We start from the raw sequence: 14,581 nt of genomic DNA, 5'->3' as shown, positions 1-14,581 counted from the left end.
GTCCTTTCACCGCCGGGCTTCCGGGAGGATACGATGGGAAGAACAGCCAACTCCGCTGCGGCGCGCCCATTTTTGAAATGGGCTGGCGGAAAGGGCCGTCTCCTTTCGCAATACGCCCCGCTCTTTCCCGCACAAATCGGCAACTACCATGAGCCGTTTTTGGGAAGCGGAGCAGTCTTTTTTTCGTTGCGCCCCGGCATCCGCGGAAACATTCATCTCTCCGATCGAATCGAAGAGCTGATCAGCGCCTACCAGACCGTGCGCGACGACGTGGAAGCCGTCATCCGCGCCCTCAAGCGCCACGTCTACGACCGGGATCGCTACTACCGCGTCCGCGGGCAAGATACCGCAATTCTCTCGCCCCCGGCCCGCGCTGCCCGGTTCATCTATCTGAACCGCACCGGATACAACGGCCTTTACCGGGTGAACTGGAAGGGGGAGTTCAACGTTCCCTTCGGCCGTCACAAGAATCCCACCATCTGCGACGCAGAAGGGCTGCGGCGCGCCTCATCGGTTCTGCAGAAGGCGGCCTTGAGTTGCTGCGGCTTCCGGGAGATGGACAGCAAAGCCTGTCCGGGGGATTTCGTCTATCTCGATCCGCCCTATCACCCACTGAGTAAAACGGCGAATTTTACGGCCTACACGGCCGGGAGTTTCGGAGAGGAAGAACAGGGCGGGCTCGCCGAGGTGTGCCGGAAACTCGACGGCAATGGCGTCCGGTTCATGCAGTCGAACTCGGACACCCCCTTCATCCGGGGGCTCTATAAGGACTTCCGCGTAACACAGGTTCAGGCCGCGCGCGCGATCAACTCCCGCCCCAACCGGAGGGGGAAGGTGGCCGAACTCGTGATCCGCAATTACGAGAGCTAGGGACGCTCTTTGTATTTTCCCGTCACGGGCGGTTCGGTTTTCGCCGGGTCGTGGCCGTCGCGCTTCAGCCGCCCGGCGTGCCATTCGCGGTTGAATTCGTTATTTTTATTCAGAATCCCCATGTCGCAGAAGATCTCGATGAGGTTCCCGTCCGGATCGGGGAAGTACATTGCCCGGTTCTCGCCCCAGGAGCCGTCCCCCTCGGGGTGGGTCGGGCTGTGTACGACCGGCTCTTTGACGAACTTGACGCCGTTCGCCTTGAGGTGATCGTACCAGGCGTCGAACTCGGCCTTGTCCTCGACCGAGAAGGCGAAATGGTGCAGTCCGTAGCCGCTCGGACTCCGATCCTCTTTCGGCCGGTTCTCGGGGGCAAGCTCCACGACGTTGATGACGTGGTGCTCGTCGGTGATGGTCATGAAATTCAGATAGTTGTTGTAGCCCTCGGCCTCGCCCGGCCCGTGCCGCTCGATCATCCGGAATCCGAGAACGTCCCGGTAGAAGCGCAGGGATACGTCGATATCGCGGGCGATGATGGCGATGTGCTGAAGCTGCTTGAGCTTGGGCGCCACGGAAACTCCTTTCAGATTCAGGATGCCTTGGGTTCGATGAGCTCGATGTGCACGCCATCGGGCCCCATCACGTAGGCGGCGCGGTTCCCGCTCGGGAGGGAGAAGAGCGGCTGGGGGATGGGCCCGCCGTTCTGTTCCACATACCGGAGCAAATCCTCGATGTCGGATACGCTGAAGCAGAAATGATCGATGCCGTAGGGGCGCCCGCCGCCGGTGTCGGCGATCTTGTCGCTCGTCCGCTTGCCGCGCACATAAAGATTCGCATCGCCGATCTTCATCCGGACGTTCCGGGCGCCGCGAAGCTCTTCATCCCCGAAGATTTCGGCACCGAGGAATTTCACGAACCAGTCCGCCGCCGCCTTCGGGTCCGGGCTGATCATGTGGATATGATTGTAACCCCCTGTGATGGCCATTTATTTCCTTTCTCTGGGAAAAGGTCCGGATGCGGCTACGCCCACTCGGAAGAGGAGGGCATCCGCCCGCCCCGGATGTTGAACAGAAGCAGCCGTTTCTTGCTGCGGTTTTCGGTGTTATGCCATGCGCCTCCGGGGATGTGAACCACATCGCCTTTTTTGACGTCCACCCCGCCGATGTCGCCGTGCAGATGGGCTTCGCCCTCCGCGACCAGGTAAATCTCGTCCATTTCCTTTTGGTGGCGGTGCAGGCTCGCGGGCTGATCCCCCGGGCCGAAATCGAGGATGCGCACTTCGAGATGGGGGGTGGCGATGACCGTGGGCGGCCCGTTCGATTTGATGTCGTCCAGGCTGAAAACCCATTTCAGGGAATCGAGATTGCCGAGAAGGTGATAGCCGCCCCCCGTTTTTTTCTGAGGTTCTTCCTGATCGGGAAGGATGTTGACCGAGGGCATTTTCCCTCCCCGGAAGTTAAACTCGATCAAATCCGCATCACCGATGTTTTTCATCTGGTGCCAGGTGCCGCCCGGGACGTGAACGACATCCCCCGCGCGGACCTCGAATTCCTCCCCGTCGTGGTGGACCACACCATGACCCCGGTAGATGAGGTAGCCCTCGTCCATCTCTTCCTGGTGCCGGTGGTAGGCGGGCTGCACCCCCGGCTTGAGGACGATGATCCGAAGCTCGATGTGCGGCGTGGCCAGCGGCCGGGGAGCGCCGCCCTTGCGGATCGTTGACGGGTCGTAAACCCACTTGAGACGGTCCACCGTTCCAAGAACAGGCATTTTGGCCTCCCGCGGGAGCGAATCGGTTAACGTGAACTGGATTCAAGGCCCCAAAAGGTAACTCCGCGCGCGGAGCCGGTCAACGGGCGGGAAAGCGCATTTTCCCGTTGCAGGCCGCGCCCCCAGCGGGCATCATAGGGCGCATCGAATTGGTCCAGCGGAGGTATTTTCGGTGTCTAAAAAAAACGGGATACTGGTCGCCTCAATCCTGGAAGAGTTCGAGCTGGATTCGCCGCTCGCCACGGACCTTCTGGTGGGTTTCATCCGGGACGAGGTGATGAAGGTCGGGGTGAAAAATCTGGTTTTGGGGCTCTCGGGCGGAATTGACAGCGCGGTTTCCGCCTTCGTGGCCGCCCGCGCGCTGGGCCCCAAGAACGTGACGGGTATCATCATGCCCTACCGGCTCTCGAACCCCCAGAGCGAGCGCGACGCCCGCTCGGTTGCCCGCGCGAGCGGCATCCAGATCCAGGTGGTGGACATCAGCCCGCAGATCGATGCGTATTTCGAGCGCTTCCCCGATGCCGACCCGCTTCGCCGTGGAAACAAGATGGCCCGTGAGCGGATGACAATTCTCTACGATCACTCCGCCCGGCTCGGCGCCCTGGTGGTGGGGACGAGCAACAAGACCGAACTCCTCCTCGGCTACGGAACTCTCTTCGGAGACATGGCCAGCGCGGTCAACCCTATCGGGGATCTGTACAAAACCCAGATCCGCCAGATCGCCCGGCATCTGGGAGTGCCCAAGGAAGTCATCCAGAAGCCGCCGAGCGCGGATCTGTGGGTGGGGCAGACGGACGAGGACGAACTCGGCTTCACCTACGAGGAGGTGGACGCGCTCCTCTATCTGATGATCGATCGGCGCTACCAACGCGATGAGCTTTTCTCCCGGGGTTTTTCCGCCGCGCTTGTGGATGGTGTGATGCGGCTGGTGCAGCGCAGCCAGTACAAGCGCCGCCTCCCCCTGATCGCCAAGCTCAGCGCCCGGACGATCGACCGCGACTTCCGCTATGCCCGCGACTGGGGTCTCTGATTTTTCCCCGACTTGAAGCCTTCCTCCCGATATGGCAATATAGAAAACAGTTGTAGTCCTGTATTATCAATGTGCTTGGGGGTCGAGAGAGAAACACAATGAAATAAGGGGGTTTTTGTGATGAAGTCAGGATGCATGGCGCCCGCTTTCAGTCTCCGCGACGAAAACGGCAAGCTCCACCGCCTTTCGCAATACAAGGGCCAGAAGATCGTTCTTTATTTTTACCCCAAGGACGGCACCCCCGGGTGCACCATAGAAGCCAAGAATTTTAACAAGGATTTCAAGCAGATCCAGGCGAAAGGGGTGATCCTGCTGGGGGTGAGCCCGGACAACGAGGTGAGCCACAAGCGCTTCAGCGAGGAGCTGAAGCTCAATTTTCCCCTCCTCGCGGACCCGGACGCCGAAATCGCTTCGAAATACGGGGCTTACGGCGAAAAAGAGATTTTCGGCAGCAAGTTCGAATCCGTCTTCCGCACCACCTTCATCATCAACGAGAAGGGCCGCGTTGAGAAGGTGTTCGAGGACGTGAAGGTTAAGGACCACACCAAGGAAGTCCTCAAGGCCCTCTAGGGCCTCTGCGCCCGGCGCCGGGGCTCTCCTTGCTGTTTTCCCGCACGCGCCTCCTTTGGTATTCTCCTTCACCTCGCAAAGCGGAACGCGCGGCCGCCGCACACGGGCGCGGTCTATCTTTTTTCAGGAGGTGTTTCCTTCATGGCCATGAACATCCGACCGAAAGAGCTTCCCGAGACCACCGAGAACTGGGCGGAGCTCGACTTCAAGGGGCACGCCAAGGGCATCGTCACCACCAAGAGCGGCCATACCATCATCGTGGACGAGCCCAAACCGCTCGGCGGCTCGAACGAGGGCCCCTCGCCCACGGGCTACCTTGTGGCCGCCCTCGCCGGCTGCACCGCCGTCATCCTCGAGCGGGCGATGAAAGACGCGAAGCTCGAGATCGAAACCCTCAAGGTGAAGTCCAACATTGTTTACAGCCCGCGCGGCATCGCCGGCCAAGAGGGCTACCAGCCCCACCCGACCGAAGCGCAGACCGAAGTCTGGCTCAAGACGAACGCCACCGCCGAGCAGATGGAAGCCGCCAAGGCCGACTACTACAAGCGCTGCCCCCTTTACAACATGTTCGTGGCGAGCGGCTGTAAGATGGTCGACACCTGGCACGTGAACGAATAATTTTTTCACGGGATCAAAAAAGCCCTCGGCCAGCCGGGGGCTTTTTTGTTGTGCGGGCAGATTATTTTTTCCGCTGCAGACTCATGTAGACGGTGGCTATCCATTTTTCCTCGGAGACGAATTGCCAGGCCCAGCCCTTCCATCTGGCGGGGAGGCCTTCCGCCTTGATCGCATCCAGCCCTTTTCCGGCACGGATCTTTCCGCGGATGAAATCGGTTGTCTCAACCAGCATTCCATAAAACACTTTTAGCTCCTTGACGCCGCTCAAGGGTCCGTGGCCCGGAATGACTTTCGTTTCGGGCGGGATGCGATCCAGCACGGCCTTGACGTTTTTCGTGTAACCCTCCACGTCTCCCCCGGTGACGAGATCGATGAAGGGGAACAGCCCCGAGAACATGTGATCGCCCATGTGGACCACCTTCGATTTTGGGAAAAACACGATGGTGTCGCCGTCGGTGTGGCCGGTGGGGAAGTGAATCGCACGAATCTCCTCGCCGTTGAAGTGAATCGAGAGCGATTCGTCGAAGGTGATGACGGGCAGGCCTTCCTTGGGCAGGGGCTTGTTGTAGGTATTTCTGCGGCGGACGCCCTCCTCCAAACGCTTGCGCACGTTCTTGTGCGAGATGATGGGGGTGTCCTTTCCGAAGACGGGGTTTCCGCTCGTGTGATCGGGGTGCCAATGGGTGTTGAGGAGAAACTTCGGTTTGCCGGGGCCGAGCCGGGCGAGCGCGGCCTTGATTTTATTCGAGAGCGGAGCGAACTGATCGTCGATCATCAGGATGCCGTCCTCCCCGACGGAAACCCCGATGTTTCCTCCTGAGCCCTCGAGCATATAGATGTTTCCGGCGACGCGGTGCGTTTTGATCTGGACGCTATCGAACGGGCTCGCCGCCCGGGCGGCCGGAGCCGTCACGGAGAGCGCGGCGATGACGAGAAAGCAAGCGAAGCTCCAACTTCTGCCCACGGACCATCCTCCTTCACGGCGGCGAAATGTTGCCGGGATGAAAGCATCATAAGGGAATCGGGCTTTTCATTTCCACATCCCGTCTGTGCTCGCTTCGGACGTATGATCGGGATATATTGGCCCCTCTTAGCAGTCCCTGTCCCCGCTTCCGGGGAAACGTTTTTTGATCGGCGCCATATTGGAGGCAGGTACGTGAAAATTTTGTTTGGTTTAATGGCGATTTCTCTGTCGTTGGCGGTTTCCGCCCCTTCCTTGGCGTATGACCCGGCAAAGCAGCTGGCGCCCAACCCCAAAGGCTCATTTTATGACCAAGGCCGGATCGAGACCTCCAGGGGAAACTGGAACCGTGCCGCCGATCTGTTCCAGCGGGCGGTCGCCGAAAACCCCCGCAACTACAAAGCTTACACCCTGCTCGGCTACAGCCTTCGTCACGCCGGCCGGGTGCGCGAGGCGATTGAGGCGTACAACCGGGCCTTGGCGCTGAACCCCTCCTATGCGGAGGCTTTCGAGTACCGCGCGCAGGCCCATGTCCGCCTGGGAAACCGTCCCGCCGCCATGCGGGACTACCGGGCCCTGGTCCGGCTGGGTGTCCCCGAGGCGGAGGATGTCAAGCGCTTGATCGCTTCCATGCCCCGGTGGAAGAACGAGCGAGCGAACTAGGACGAATCAGAAAACTTCACCCGGAACCCTCGGAAGGATGTGCCATGCCGCAAGCGGGCGATGAGTTCGAATTTTTCTTCGAGAAGGAATGGTCCGACGGCCTGCCGGTCGTGATCCCCACCGAGGCGCGCGTGGCGGAGATGCTCTCGGGCACGCGCCGCGATCCCGATGAAGTCATCGGCGCCATCCCGCCGGGAAACGAAGTGGCGGCCGTTTACACCGTCGCCGTTCACGCCGTGATGGCGGGCTGCAAGCCAGCCTATCTTCCCGTGGTGATCGGCGGGCTCGAGGCCATCCTCGCCGAGCCCTTTAGCATAAACGGCATCCAGGCCACGATGAGCAGCGCCGCGCCGCTCCTGATCGTCAACGGCCCCTACGCGAAGGAGATCGGCCTGCACGGGGGGAGCGGCTGCTTCGGCCCCGGCTTCCGCGCCAACGCGACGATCGGAAGGGCGATCCGGCTCATGCTGCTGAACCTGGGGGCGGGCATCCCCGGCGTCGTCTCCATGAGCACCTTCGGCCATCCCGGCCGCTATACCTACTGCATCGCCGAGAACGAGGCCCAAAGCCCGTGGGAGCCGCTCTCGGCGACAAAGGGCTTCGGCGCGGAGGAAAACGTCCTGACCGCCGTCGCCGCCATCGCCCCCTTTCAGTTTTTCGACGATGTGAGCAACGGGCCCGAAAGGCTCCTTGCGGGCATCGCCGACTCGATGAGCTCGCTCGGCTCGATGAACTCGCTTCAGGAATCCGACATGGTGGTGGCGATGGCCCCCGACCACGCGAACATCTGCGCCAAGGCGGGGATGACGAAGGCCGAGGTGCACCAGAGGCTCTGCGAGATGGCGGGGCGGGCGGCGGGCGAGCTCAAAAAGGCGGGAGGCTACTCCCCCGATCGCGTCAGATCCCTCCCCTGCGCGGCCGACTTTGATGACGACGAGAAGTTCATCCCCGTCATCAAGAAGCCCGAGCATCTCCTCCTCATCGTCGCGGGCGGCATCCCCGGCCCGCAGACAAACATCCTCCACGGCTGGAACGGCGCGAGCCGCTCCGTCACACGGAAGTTCGAGGTTTAGGGAAGAGCGCGAGGAGAGCGGTTCCGCCTCCCTATTACTTCCCGGCGATTTCCTCGCGGACGAGCTTCGTTCCGGCGCTTCGACCGCGCGGCCGGCCGCGTCAAACGCCCTATCGCGAGTATCTGTTCCACCGGTGACGCAAGGCGGGTGGATGGGTGTGCGGGTGTGAGTACGTCCGCGGCCCATCCCACTGGTGCGGCCTGCGGCGATACTCGGAAGAATATTTTTGTGCAGGCTGAGCCGGAGCCGCAGCGGGCGGAGATGTAGACGCAGGCGCCGTGTAGGTGGAAGGCGTCTGCGGGATACCGCAGGAGATCAGGGCGAAAGCCGTTACAAAAAGATAGGCATGCCTCTTCACGGGCCTTCCCTCCATTCTCGGGAGAAGGAAGCGGCGCATATTCAATTTCTTGATATTTAGACGTGCCGGGTTCCGTTTTTTGCAAAAGCGGAAAAGGGAGATGGGCCTTTTGTTTTTTCCTGCCGGGGAGCGGTCTTACTTCCCGGCGATTTCCTCGCGGACGAGCTTCGTTCCGGCGCCGAGGGCCTTAAGCTTGCCCTCGGCCACATCGCGGGGGAGTGGCACCATGCCGCAGTTGGTACAGGGGTAGAGGCGCTCGGGCGAGACGTACCGCATCGCTTCGCGGATGACCGCCGCCACCCGTTCGGGGGTTTCGACGGTGCGGTCGGCTACGTCAATCGCGCCGACGAGCACGTCTTTTCCCTCGAGGAGCCCGAGCAGGCTGATCGGCACGCGGGAGTTGGCGCACTCGAGGGAGACGCCGCCGATCCGGCTTTTGGCGAGAACCGGGAAGGTCTCCTCGTACTGGCGCCACTCCTCCGCAAGACCCTCCTTCCAGTCGATGTTGGCCTGGATGCCGTAGCCGTAGCAGATGTGGACCACGGTTTGGCAGGAGAGCCCATCGGCCGCGCGCTCGAGAGCCTCGATTCCCCAGGTCTTGACCGCGTCCATGTAGACGTTGAAGGCGGGCTCATCGAACTGGATCATGTCGGCGCCCGCGGCTTCCAGTGCGCGGGCTTCTTCGTTCAGCGCCTCGGCGAACGCCATGGCGAGCTTCGGGCGATCGCCGTAGTGGTTGTCCGCCAGCGTGTCCACGATGGTCATGGGCCCCGGCAGGGTGAACTTGAGCTTGTGCTTCGTTCGGCTGCGGGAGTAGCGCACCTCATCCGCGTGGCCGGGCGGCCTTCTCGAGATGGGCCCCACGACGACGGGGCAGTCCGCCTCGTAGCGATCATCGCGGATGCCGATGCGCACGCGCTTGGAAAAATCAATTCCCTCCACGAACTCCAGGAAGCCGTGAACGAAATGCTGGCGCGTCTGCTCCCCGTCGGTGACGATGTCGATCCCGGCGTCTTCCTGGATCTTGATGGCGAGCGCGACGGCGTCCCGCTTGGCGCGCTCGAGCTCGGCTCCCGAGGATTTCCAGGGAGCCCAGAGTTCGACCTCTTCCGCCAGCCAGGCGGGCTTCGGCAGGCTGCCGGCGATGGTGGACTGCAGCATGGGGGGTCTCCTTGTCGAAAAGACCCGCTTCGGCCGCGGAGGAGATTCCCGGGCGGCGGGCTCCGTTTTCCGGTGGATGTGGATAGTTTATTTTAGCACGGAACGCCCGCCCCCGCGGGCCCCGGCCTCACTTTCCCAGCACCATCCTTGCGCCGAGAATAAGGACGATGACGCCGAGGATCCGGCGGAGGGGAGCCGCGGGCAGGCTGCGGATGATATGGGAGCCGATGATCCCGCCGGCGGCGGCGCCGGCCGCAAGGTAGGCCGCGGTGCGCCAGTGGATCAGATCGCCCCGGAAATTCTCCACCGTGGCCGCTCCGTTGCTGAAGATGCCGCCGACGAGGGAGACCGCCACCACCTGCGCCGGGCTGAGGCCCGGAACGAAGAAGAAAAGAAAGGGAACCGTCGCCACCCCCCAGCCGATACCGGTCGAGGTGTTCACGGTTCCGATGAAGATTCCATAGATCAACAGGCCGAGAGCGTAGAGATCCAAAAGATGCCTCCTCTCATGGCAGGGCCGCAGAAAATCCCTCTTTTCGGGTAAAAAAAGGGCCCCCGGACAATCGCCCGGAGGCCCCGAGATGTTCAAGGATGGCGGCTCAGCGGCCTCTTCGCCCGTTGCCGTTTTTGCCCCGAACCGCCCAGCAAACCTTCTCCGGCGTGATCGGAAGCTCGTAGACCGTGGTTCCAATCGCGTTGTTCACGGCCAGGGCCACCGCCGCGGGCGCGTTGTTGCAGGGCGGCTCGCCCACGCCGCGCGCGCCGAAGGGGCCGAGCCCCTCGCCGCACTCGAGAATGATGGATTCGAAATCCCCGATGTCGGTGGAGGTGGGGATCAGATACTCGTGGAAGCTCTGCGAGCGGCAATCGCCCTTGGTCATCGTGATCTCTTCGTGCAGGGCGTAGCCGATGCCCATGACGGCGCCGCCCTCAAACTGGCCCTCCACGCTCTGGGGGTTGAGGGCGCGGCCCACGTCGTGGCAGGCCACGTGCTTGAGGACGTTCACCTCGCCAGTGTCGATGTCCACCTCGACCTCGGTGGCGTGCACGCCGAAAGTGTAGTCCGCCCAGCCGCCCATGCCGCCCATGTAGCGCTCGGGATTTTCGTACTCATGCCCCGGCGTTTCGATGCCGTGGGTGCAGTGCAGGGATTCTTTCAGCTCTTTCGCCTTGGCGCCCGCCTGGGCGGTGGTGATGCGCCGATCGGGGGAGGAGGTCACCCAGATCTCTCCGCCGCTCATGCGGATGTCGCCTTCGGCGGCTTCCAGTGCGGAGGACGCGCCGCGGAGGAGTGCCTTTCTCACTTCCTCTGCCGCGCCCTTCAGGGCGTTGCCCGCCATCATCGTCTGCCGGCTTCCCGCCGTGATGCCCGAAAGGGGCGTCGTGGCCGAATCGGAAAGATGCACCGCCACCTGATCAAGCCGCAGGCCGAGGACTTCGGCGGCGATGGTCTGGAGCGTGGCTCCTTGTCCGGCGCCGATGTCGGGGGCGCTCACGCGGACAACCGCGCTTCCGTCGGGCTCGAGGTGGACCGCCGCGTTCGCATCATCGAACGGGCGCCCGTAGCCGGTGATGTTGGCGGCGAATCCTTGGCCGATGCGCTTGCCGGGTTTGGCGGAAGAGCGCGCACCGAGCGCCTTGCGGGCGCTCTCGAGGCACCCTTCGAGGTTGGGCTTGAAGGGAATCGCCTGGCCGGTCGGGAGTTTTCCGCCCTTCTGGATGAAGTTCCTGCGCCGCAGTTCGAAAGGATCGATGCCGAGCTCTTTGGCCGCCAGTTCGATCTGGCTCTCGTAGGCGAAGCAGACCTGGTTGGAGCCCACCCCGCGCATGGCGTTCGTGATGGGGTTGTTCGTCAGGTAGCCGTGGGCGCGGATGCGGATGTTCTCGATTTCATAGGGTCCGCCGGCGATGCACATCGCGCCGAGAAGGAAGAGGTTCGACTTGTAGGGATAGGCCCCCGCGTCGCCGACAATGTCCGCCTCAAGCGCCACGATTTTTCCCTCGCGGGTGACGCCGGTGCGGTAGTGCATCACGAAGGGATGCTTTTTCACGGTGGAGCGGATGCCCTCCTCGCGCCCGAGCGTCATGGCGGCGGGGCGCTTCGTGAGGTGGGTCAGCAGTGCGAGATAGGGCTCGACGGTCATCATGCCCTTGGCGCCGAAGCCCCCGCCGACGAAGGTGCCGAGATGGCGCACCTTGCTCTGCGGCACGCCGATTATCGCGGCGATGGCGCGGTAGTATTCGATGAGCTGGGTGCCGACCCGGATGGTGAGAACGCCGTCCTCGTCGATCCAGGAAGAGCCCGAGCAAGGCTCCAGGAACGCATGCTCGGCCAACTGGGTGGTGTAGGTTTTCTCGATGATGACATCGGCTTCTTTGAAGCCGGCCTCGAGATTGCCGCGCGCGGTCTCGAAATCGCAGACCCTGCGTTTTTCAGCGCTGGAGTTGCTTTCGGACATGGTCCAGGTGCCGCTGTGCGACTCGATGTCCGCCCGGATGGCGTGAATGCCCGCGTCGAGCGCCTCTCTCGTTTCCGCGCCGACGATGGCGAGGGCGTCGCCGGTGAACTCGATCTTGCTCCCGACCGGAATCAGGACTGGCTGCCCGGCGTGGGTCAGGGTGTTCGAGCCGTAGCGGATGTTCTTGCCGGGAATGTTCTCCGCCGTCAGGACCGCCGCCACGCCGGGAACTTTTTTTGCTTTGGAGATATCGAGCTTCCGGAGGGTTCCGTAGGGAACGGGCGAGAAAAGAACGCCGCAGTGGAGCGCCCCGGTGGGCACCATGTCCTCCCCGTAGGGAAGGGAGCCATCCGCCTTCGGGATGGCGTCGAACCGTATATTGGATTTGCCAATCAGATCGTGCTCGGCCATGTTTCGCCTCATATATAAGGGATTTCGAGAACAGAGCGATCGGGGCTGCCCGCCGCGCTCCTGACAACGGGCTTGATTCTCGCAGATTTTTGGGGCGGGGAGAAGTCCCCATTTCGGAGTCGTTTGTCCGCCGTCGTGGACAGGGCCCGCGCCGGAGAATATATTGGTTTCTCGCTATTCCCTTCAGAGGAGAACGAGATGAACCCGAAAATAGATTTCGTGGATCCAACCGCGGGCAGCCGGAAGGCGGCGGTGCGCCCCGCGCTCCGGCCCAAAGACTTGGCGGGGAAGGTTGTCGGCCTTCTCGACAACACCAAAGAGCAGGCGGATGTCATTCTTCGAACCATCGGCGCCGAACTGAAGGAACGCTACGGCGCGAAAGAGGTGATTCTCCGCAGGAAGGAGCACTACTCGAAGCCGGCCGATGCAGCCATCATCGAGGAAATGGCCGCGCAGTGCGATGTGGTCGTCTGCGCCCTGGGCGGGTGAGGCTCCTGCACGTTGTGCAGTGTGCACGACACAGTGGAGTTCGAAAAACGCGGGATCCCCTCCACCACGGTAATCACCGAGGCGTTCAGGACGGCGGCGGATTTTCAGTTCAAGGGCAAGGGGATGGAGAATCATTCTTATGTGAAACTCCCTCACCCGGTGAGCAACCTCCGGCGCGAGGAGATGGAAGAAGTGGCCCTCCGCTTCGCCGATGAGGTGGTCAGTTATCTCGTTTCGGCCACCTAGAAAACACAGAGCCGGAATATTTTCGGGGAAGCCGGGTGCAAGATTTTCAGGAAATCATCTACGAAGAGGAAGAGAGTGGCCTTGCGATCGTAAGGCTGAACCGGCCGGATCGGCTGAACGCGCTGGGCATGAATCTCGCCGAGGAGGTCTGCGCGCTGGCGGACGCTCTGGCGAAGAATACCCGTGTGCGCGCCGTCATTCTGACGGGCGAGGGCCGCGCCTTCAGCACGGGCCGCGATCTGAAAGAGAGCGCAACCCACTCCAGGGAAGAAGCCGACCGGTTCCAGCAGTTGGCCATGGATGCGGTGGTCCGCTGGTCCCGCCTTCCGATGCCCACGATTGCCGCGATCAACGGCGCGGCCTTCGGCTGGGGGCTGGAGGCGGCGCTCGGCTGCGATATGCGCTACGCCGCCGAGGATGCGACGCTCTGCTTTCCCGAGACCGCGCTGGGCGTTTTTCCGGGGGCGGGGGCTTCTGTCCGCCTCGCCAGACTCATTCCACAGGGGCTGGCCAAGGAGCTGATTTTCACCGCCAAGCGGTTCGACGGGCGCGAGGCCGAGCGCATCGGGCTCGTGAGCCGGGCGCTTCCCCTCGCGGAGTTGATGGATACGGCGCGGAATATCGGCGGGCGCATCTGCGAGAACGGCCCGCTCGGGATCCGCGGCGCGAAGAAAGTGATCGACACCTCCCTCGATATGCCGATGGACGGCGCCATCGCCTACTCCAACGAGATACGCCTTCCCCTGAACCAGACAAAGGATTTTGCCGAGGCCCTCGCCGCCTTCCGCGAAAAGCGAAAGCCCCGCTTCCGGGGGGAATGATTTTCAAAATTTTGCAAGATGGAGAGAAAATGAGGAAAGATCAAAATACTTAATATTCTTTAGATGCTTTCTCGCGATTTAATGCTATGCCTGCGCCTATAGTGGCTACTGCAGTACGAAGTAACGCACCAAGGTCATCTTTTTTTCCATATTTTGGGGCATGCATACTAATTACTCTTTTGGTTTTCAGGAAATCCAAAAATGCTCTCTTGGCAGAACCTTCTTCCTCTGGATTAAATACCCCAAAAGCCGTTCCTCCATTTTTCTGGATCAAAGAAAAACATGGAATATCTGTGTAGCCATCTCCAATGTAAATCATGTTCTGAAAAGGAATTGGTCTTTCATTTTCGGGGATTAAAGAGTTAACAAGATGAGGATTTTTTTGAGTTGTTGCTGGGTCTAGTCCTTTATTGATTTCAAAAAGAAACCGGGTTTTTTCAGTAAAAGTACCACAACGCATTATACTTTTAATCGCCCCTCCATTTTTTTCCCCAGCTAGCCTGCAAGCGTAAACACCTGAGAAATGTTTTTTAATAATTCTGGAACCTTCGATGATATCCTGTAGGCCACCAGAAATTACGTAGAATTCGATACTAATGTTTTTGAATTGTCGGACCATTTTCTTCAGATCGACAAAGACTTCCGGGATGCCCGGATAAAAGTGACGGTCTAATTTGGCGCCGAATTTCTTTAAATCTTTGCTGGTTAGATTTCCTAACGGCTTTCCTGATCCAATATTCTCTAAAAGAAGGTTGAGGTAAGCCAAAGGCGGATCAAAACCAGATGAAACCAAATTTTTTACATCTTTCTTCCAAAATTTTTCAATATCTATGCCATGTTCTTGAAGGAGACGCGTGGTTGAATCGGGCATTAAAGTATCGTCAAAATCAAAAACTACAGCAATCGTAGAATGTTGGGAATGTGATCTTAGTGCCATTATTTAACGGATTTTTTTGGTGGAAGAGGGGGTCGATTTGGATTTATGGTGCGCTGCTGAGAGATGGATTAATGTTTCTGTAATTTGTCCCCAATGTTTAGGTGGTGGTGTTTTTGGTGAAGTTGGGATTGAGCCAGACTTTAAATC

At 60.6% G+C, this 14,581-nt stretch carries 17 protein-coding genes; 9 read left to right on the top strand and 8 right to left on the bottom strand.

Features of this window, described 5'->3' with window-relative positions; all coding sequences use genetic code 11:
- Window positions 1–33 precede the first annotated feature (33 nt).
- Window positions 34–870, top strand: a complete 837-nt coding sequence (locus O2807_00170) for a DNA adenine methylase (protein ID MDA0998915.1) — start codon at window positions 34–36, stop codon at window positions 868–870.
- Here the strand turns inward: O2807_00170 and O2807_00165 are convergent.
- From O2807_00165 to O2807_00155, 3 genes are read right to left on the bottom strand one after another with little or no spacing between them, the layout of a single operon-like run.
- A complete protein-coding gene (locus O2807_00165) occupies window positions 867–1,439 on the bottom strand; it encodes a VOC family protein (GenBank protein ID MDA0998914.1) in 573 nt (190 codons plus the stop codon). The genes O2807_00170 and O2807_00165 overlap by 4 nt on opposite strands.
- A 17-nt stretch (window positions 1,440–1,456) precedes the next feature.
- Window positions 1,457–1,852, bottom strand: a complete 396-nt coding sequence (locus tag O2807_00160) for a VOC family protein (protein ID MDA0998913.1) — start codon at window positions 1,850–1,852, stop codon at window positions 1,457–1,459.
- A 35-nt stretch (window positions 1,853–1,887) separates the two neighbouring features.
- Entirely contained in the window at window positions 1,888–2,637 is a 750-nt protein-coding gene (locus tag O2807_00155; protein MDA0998912.1) for a cupin domain-containing protein, read from the bottom strand.
- A gap of 172 nt (window positions 2,638–2,809) precedes the next feature.
- Here O2807_00155 and O2807_00150 point away from each other — a divergent pair, with 172 nt between their 5' ends.
- The 3 genes from O2807_00150 to O2807_00140 all read left to right on the top strand — a co-directional run bounded on the left by O2807_00150 (window position 2,810) and on the right by O2807_00140 (window position 4,855).
- Window positions 2,810–3,667 carry an NAD+ synthase gene (locus O2807_00150; GenBank protein MDA0998911.1) on the top strand — a complete coding sequence of 286 codons (858 nt, stop codon included), beginning with the start codon at window positions 2,810–2,812 and terminating at the stop codon, window positions 3,665–3,667.
- A gap of 120 nt (window positions 3,668–3,787) precedes the next feature.
- Entirely contained in the window at window positions 3,788–4,237 is a 450-nt protein-coding gene (bcp, locus tag O2807_00145; GenBank protein ID MDA0998910.1) for a thioredoxin-dependent thiol peroxidase, read from the top strand.
- Window positions 4,238–4,378: 141 nt separating this feature from the next.
- Complete coding sequence (locus O2807_00140; GenBank protein MDA0998909.1) at window positions 4,379–4,855, top strand: OsmC family protein; 477 nt, start codon at window positions 4,379–4,381, stop codon at window positions 4,853–4,855.
- A 61-nt stretch (window positions 4,856–4,916) separates the two neighbouring features.
- Here the strand turns inward: O2807_00140 and O2807_00135 are convergent, their stop codons facing one another.
- On the bottom strand, window positions 4,917–5,819 hold the full coding sequence (locus tag O2807_00135) for an MBL fold metallo-hydrolase (GenBank protein MDA0998908.1): 903 nt from the start codon (window positions 5,817–5,819) through the stop codon (window positions 4,917–4,919).
- 213 nt (window positions 5,820–6,032) lie between these two features.
- Here O2807_00135 and O2807_00130 point away from each other — a divergent pair, with 213 nt between their 5' ends.
- Complete coding sequence (locus O2807_00130) at window positions 6,033–6,479, top strand: tetratricopeptide repeat protein (protein ID MDA0998907.1); 447 nt, start codon at window positions 6,033–6,035, stop codon at window positions 6,477–6,479.
- Between the two features lie 44 nt (window positions 6,480–6,523).
- Window positions 6,524–7,552 (top strand): hypothetical protein, encoded by a 1,029-nt coding sequence (locus O2807_00125; GenBank protein ID MDA0998906.1) that lies wholly within the window; start codon window positions 6,524–6,526, stop codon window positions 7,550–7,552.
- Window positions 7,553–8,045: 493 nt separating this feature from the next.
- On the opposite strand, the gene O2807_00120 is transcribed toward O2807_00125, so the two are convergent.
- The 3 genes from O2807_00120 to O2807_00110 all read right to left on the bottom strand — a co-directional run bounded on the left by O2807_00120 (window position 8,046) and on the right by O2807_00110 (window position 11,941).
- Window positions 8,046–9,071 carry a methionine synthase gene (locus tag O2807_00120; GenBank protein ID MDA0998905.1) on the bottom strand — a complete coding sequence of 342 codons (1,026 nt, stop codon included), beginning with the start codon at window positions 9,069–9,071 and terminating at the stop codon, window positions 8,046–8,048.
- A gap of 127 nt (window positions 9,072–9,198) precedes the next feature.
- Window positions 9,199–9,564 carry a sulfite exporter TauE/SafE family protein gene (locus tag O2807_00115; protein MDA0998904.1) on the bottom strand — a complete coding sequence of 122 codons (366 nt, stop codon included), beginning with the start codon at window positions 9,562–9,564 and terminating at the stop codon, window positions 9,199–9,201.
- 106 nt (window positions 9,565–9,670) lie between these two features.
- A complete protein-coding gene (locus O2807_00110; GenBank protein MDA0998903.1) occupies window positions 9,671–11,941 on the bottom strand; it encodes a xanthine dehydrogenase family protein molybdopterin-binding subunit in 2,271 nt (756 codons plus the stop codon).
- 198 nt (window positions 11,942–12,139) lie between these two features.
- On the opposite strand from O2807_00110, the gene O2807_00105 reads away from it, so the two are divergent.
- From O2807_00105 to O2807_00095, 3 genes are read left to right on the top strand one after another with little or no spacing between them, the layout of a single operon-like run.
- The gene (locus tag O2807_00105; GenBank protein ID MDA0998902.1) at window positions 12,140–12,430 is read left to right on the top strand and encodes a hypothetical protein; all 291 of its coding nucleotides are present in this window, start codon (window positions 12,140–12,142) and stop codon (window positions 12,428–12,430) included.
- 12 nt (window positions 12,431–12,442) lie between these two features.
- Window positions 12,443–12,676 carry a hypothetical protein gene (locus O2807_00100; GenBank protein MDA0998901.1) on the top strand — a complete coding sequence of 78 codons (234 nt, stop codon included), beginning with the start codon at window positions 12,443–12,445 and terminating at the stop codon, window positions 12,674–12,676.
- Window positions 12,677–12,711: 35 nt separating this feature from the next.
- Window positions 12,712–13,497 carry an enoyl-CoA hydratase-related protein gene (locus O2807_00095; protein MDA0998900.1) on the top strand — a complete coding sequence of 262 codons (786 nt, stop codon included), beginning with the start codon at window positions 12,712–12,714 and terminating at the stop codon, window positions 13,495–13,497.
- A 49-nt stretch (window positions 13,498–13,546) separates the two neighbouring features.
- On the opposite strand, the gene O2807_00090 is transcribed toward O2807_00095, so the two are convergent.
- Window positions 13,547–14,434: a haloacid dehalogenase-like hydrolase gene (locus O2807_00090; protein MDA0998899.1), complete on the bottom strand. Its 888-nt coding sequence runs from the start codon at window positions 14,432–14,434 to the stop codon at window positions 13,547–13,549.
- Window positions 14,435–14,581 lie beyond the last annotated feature (147 nt).

The sequence above is a fragment of the bacterium genome, from assembly GCA_027622355.1.
Taxonomy (GTDB): Bacteria; UBA8248; UBA8248; order UBA8248; family UBA8248; genus JAQBZT01.
This window is presented reverse-complemented; position numbering and strand designations above follow the sequence as displayed.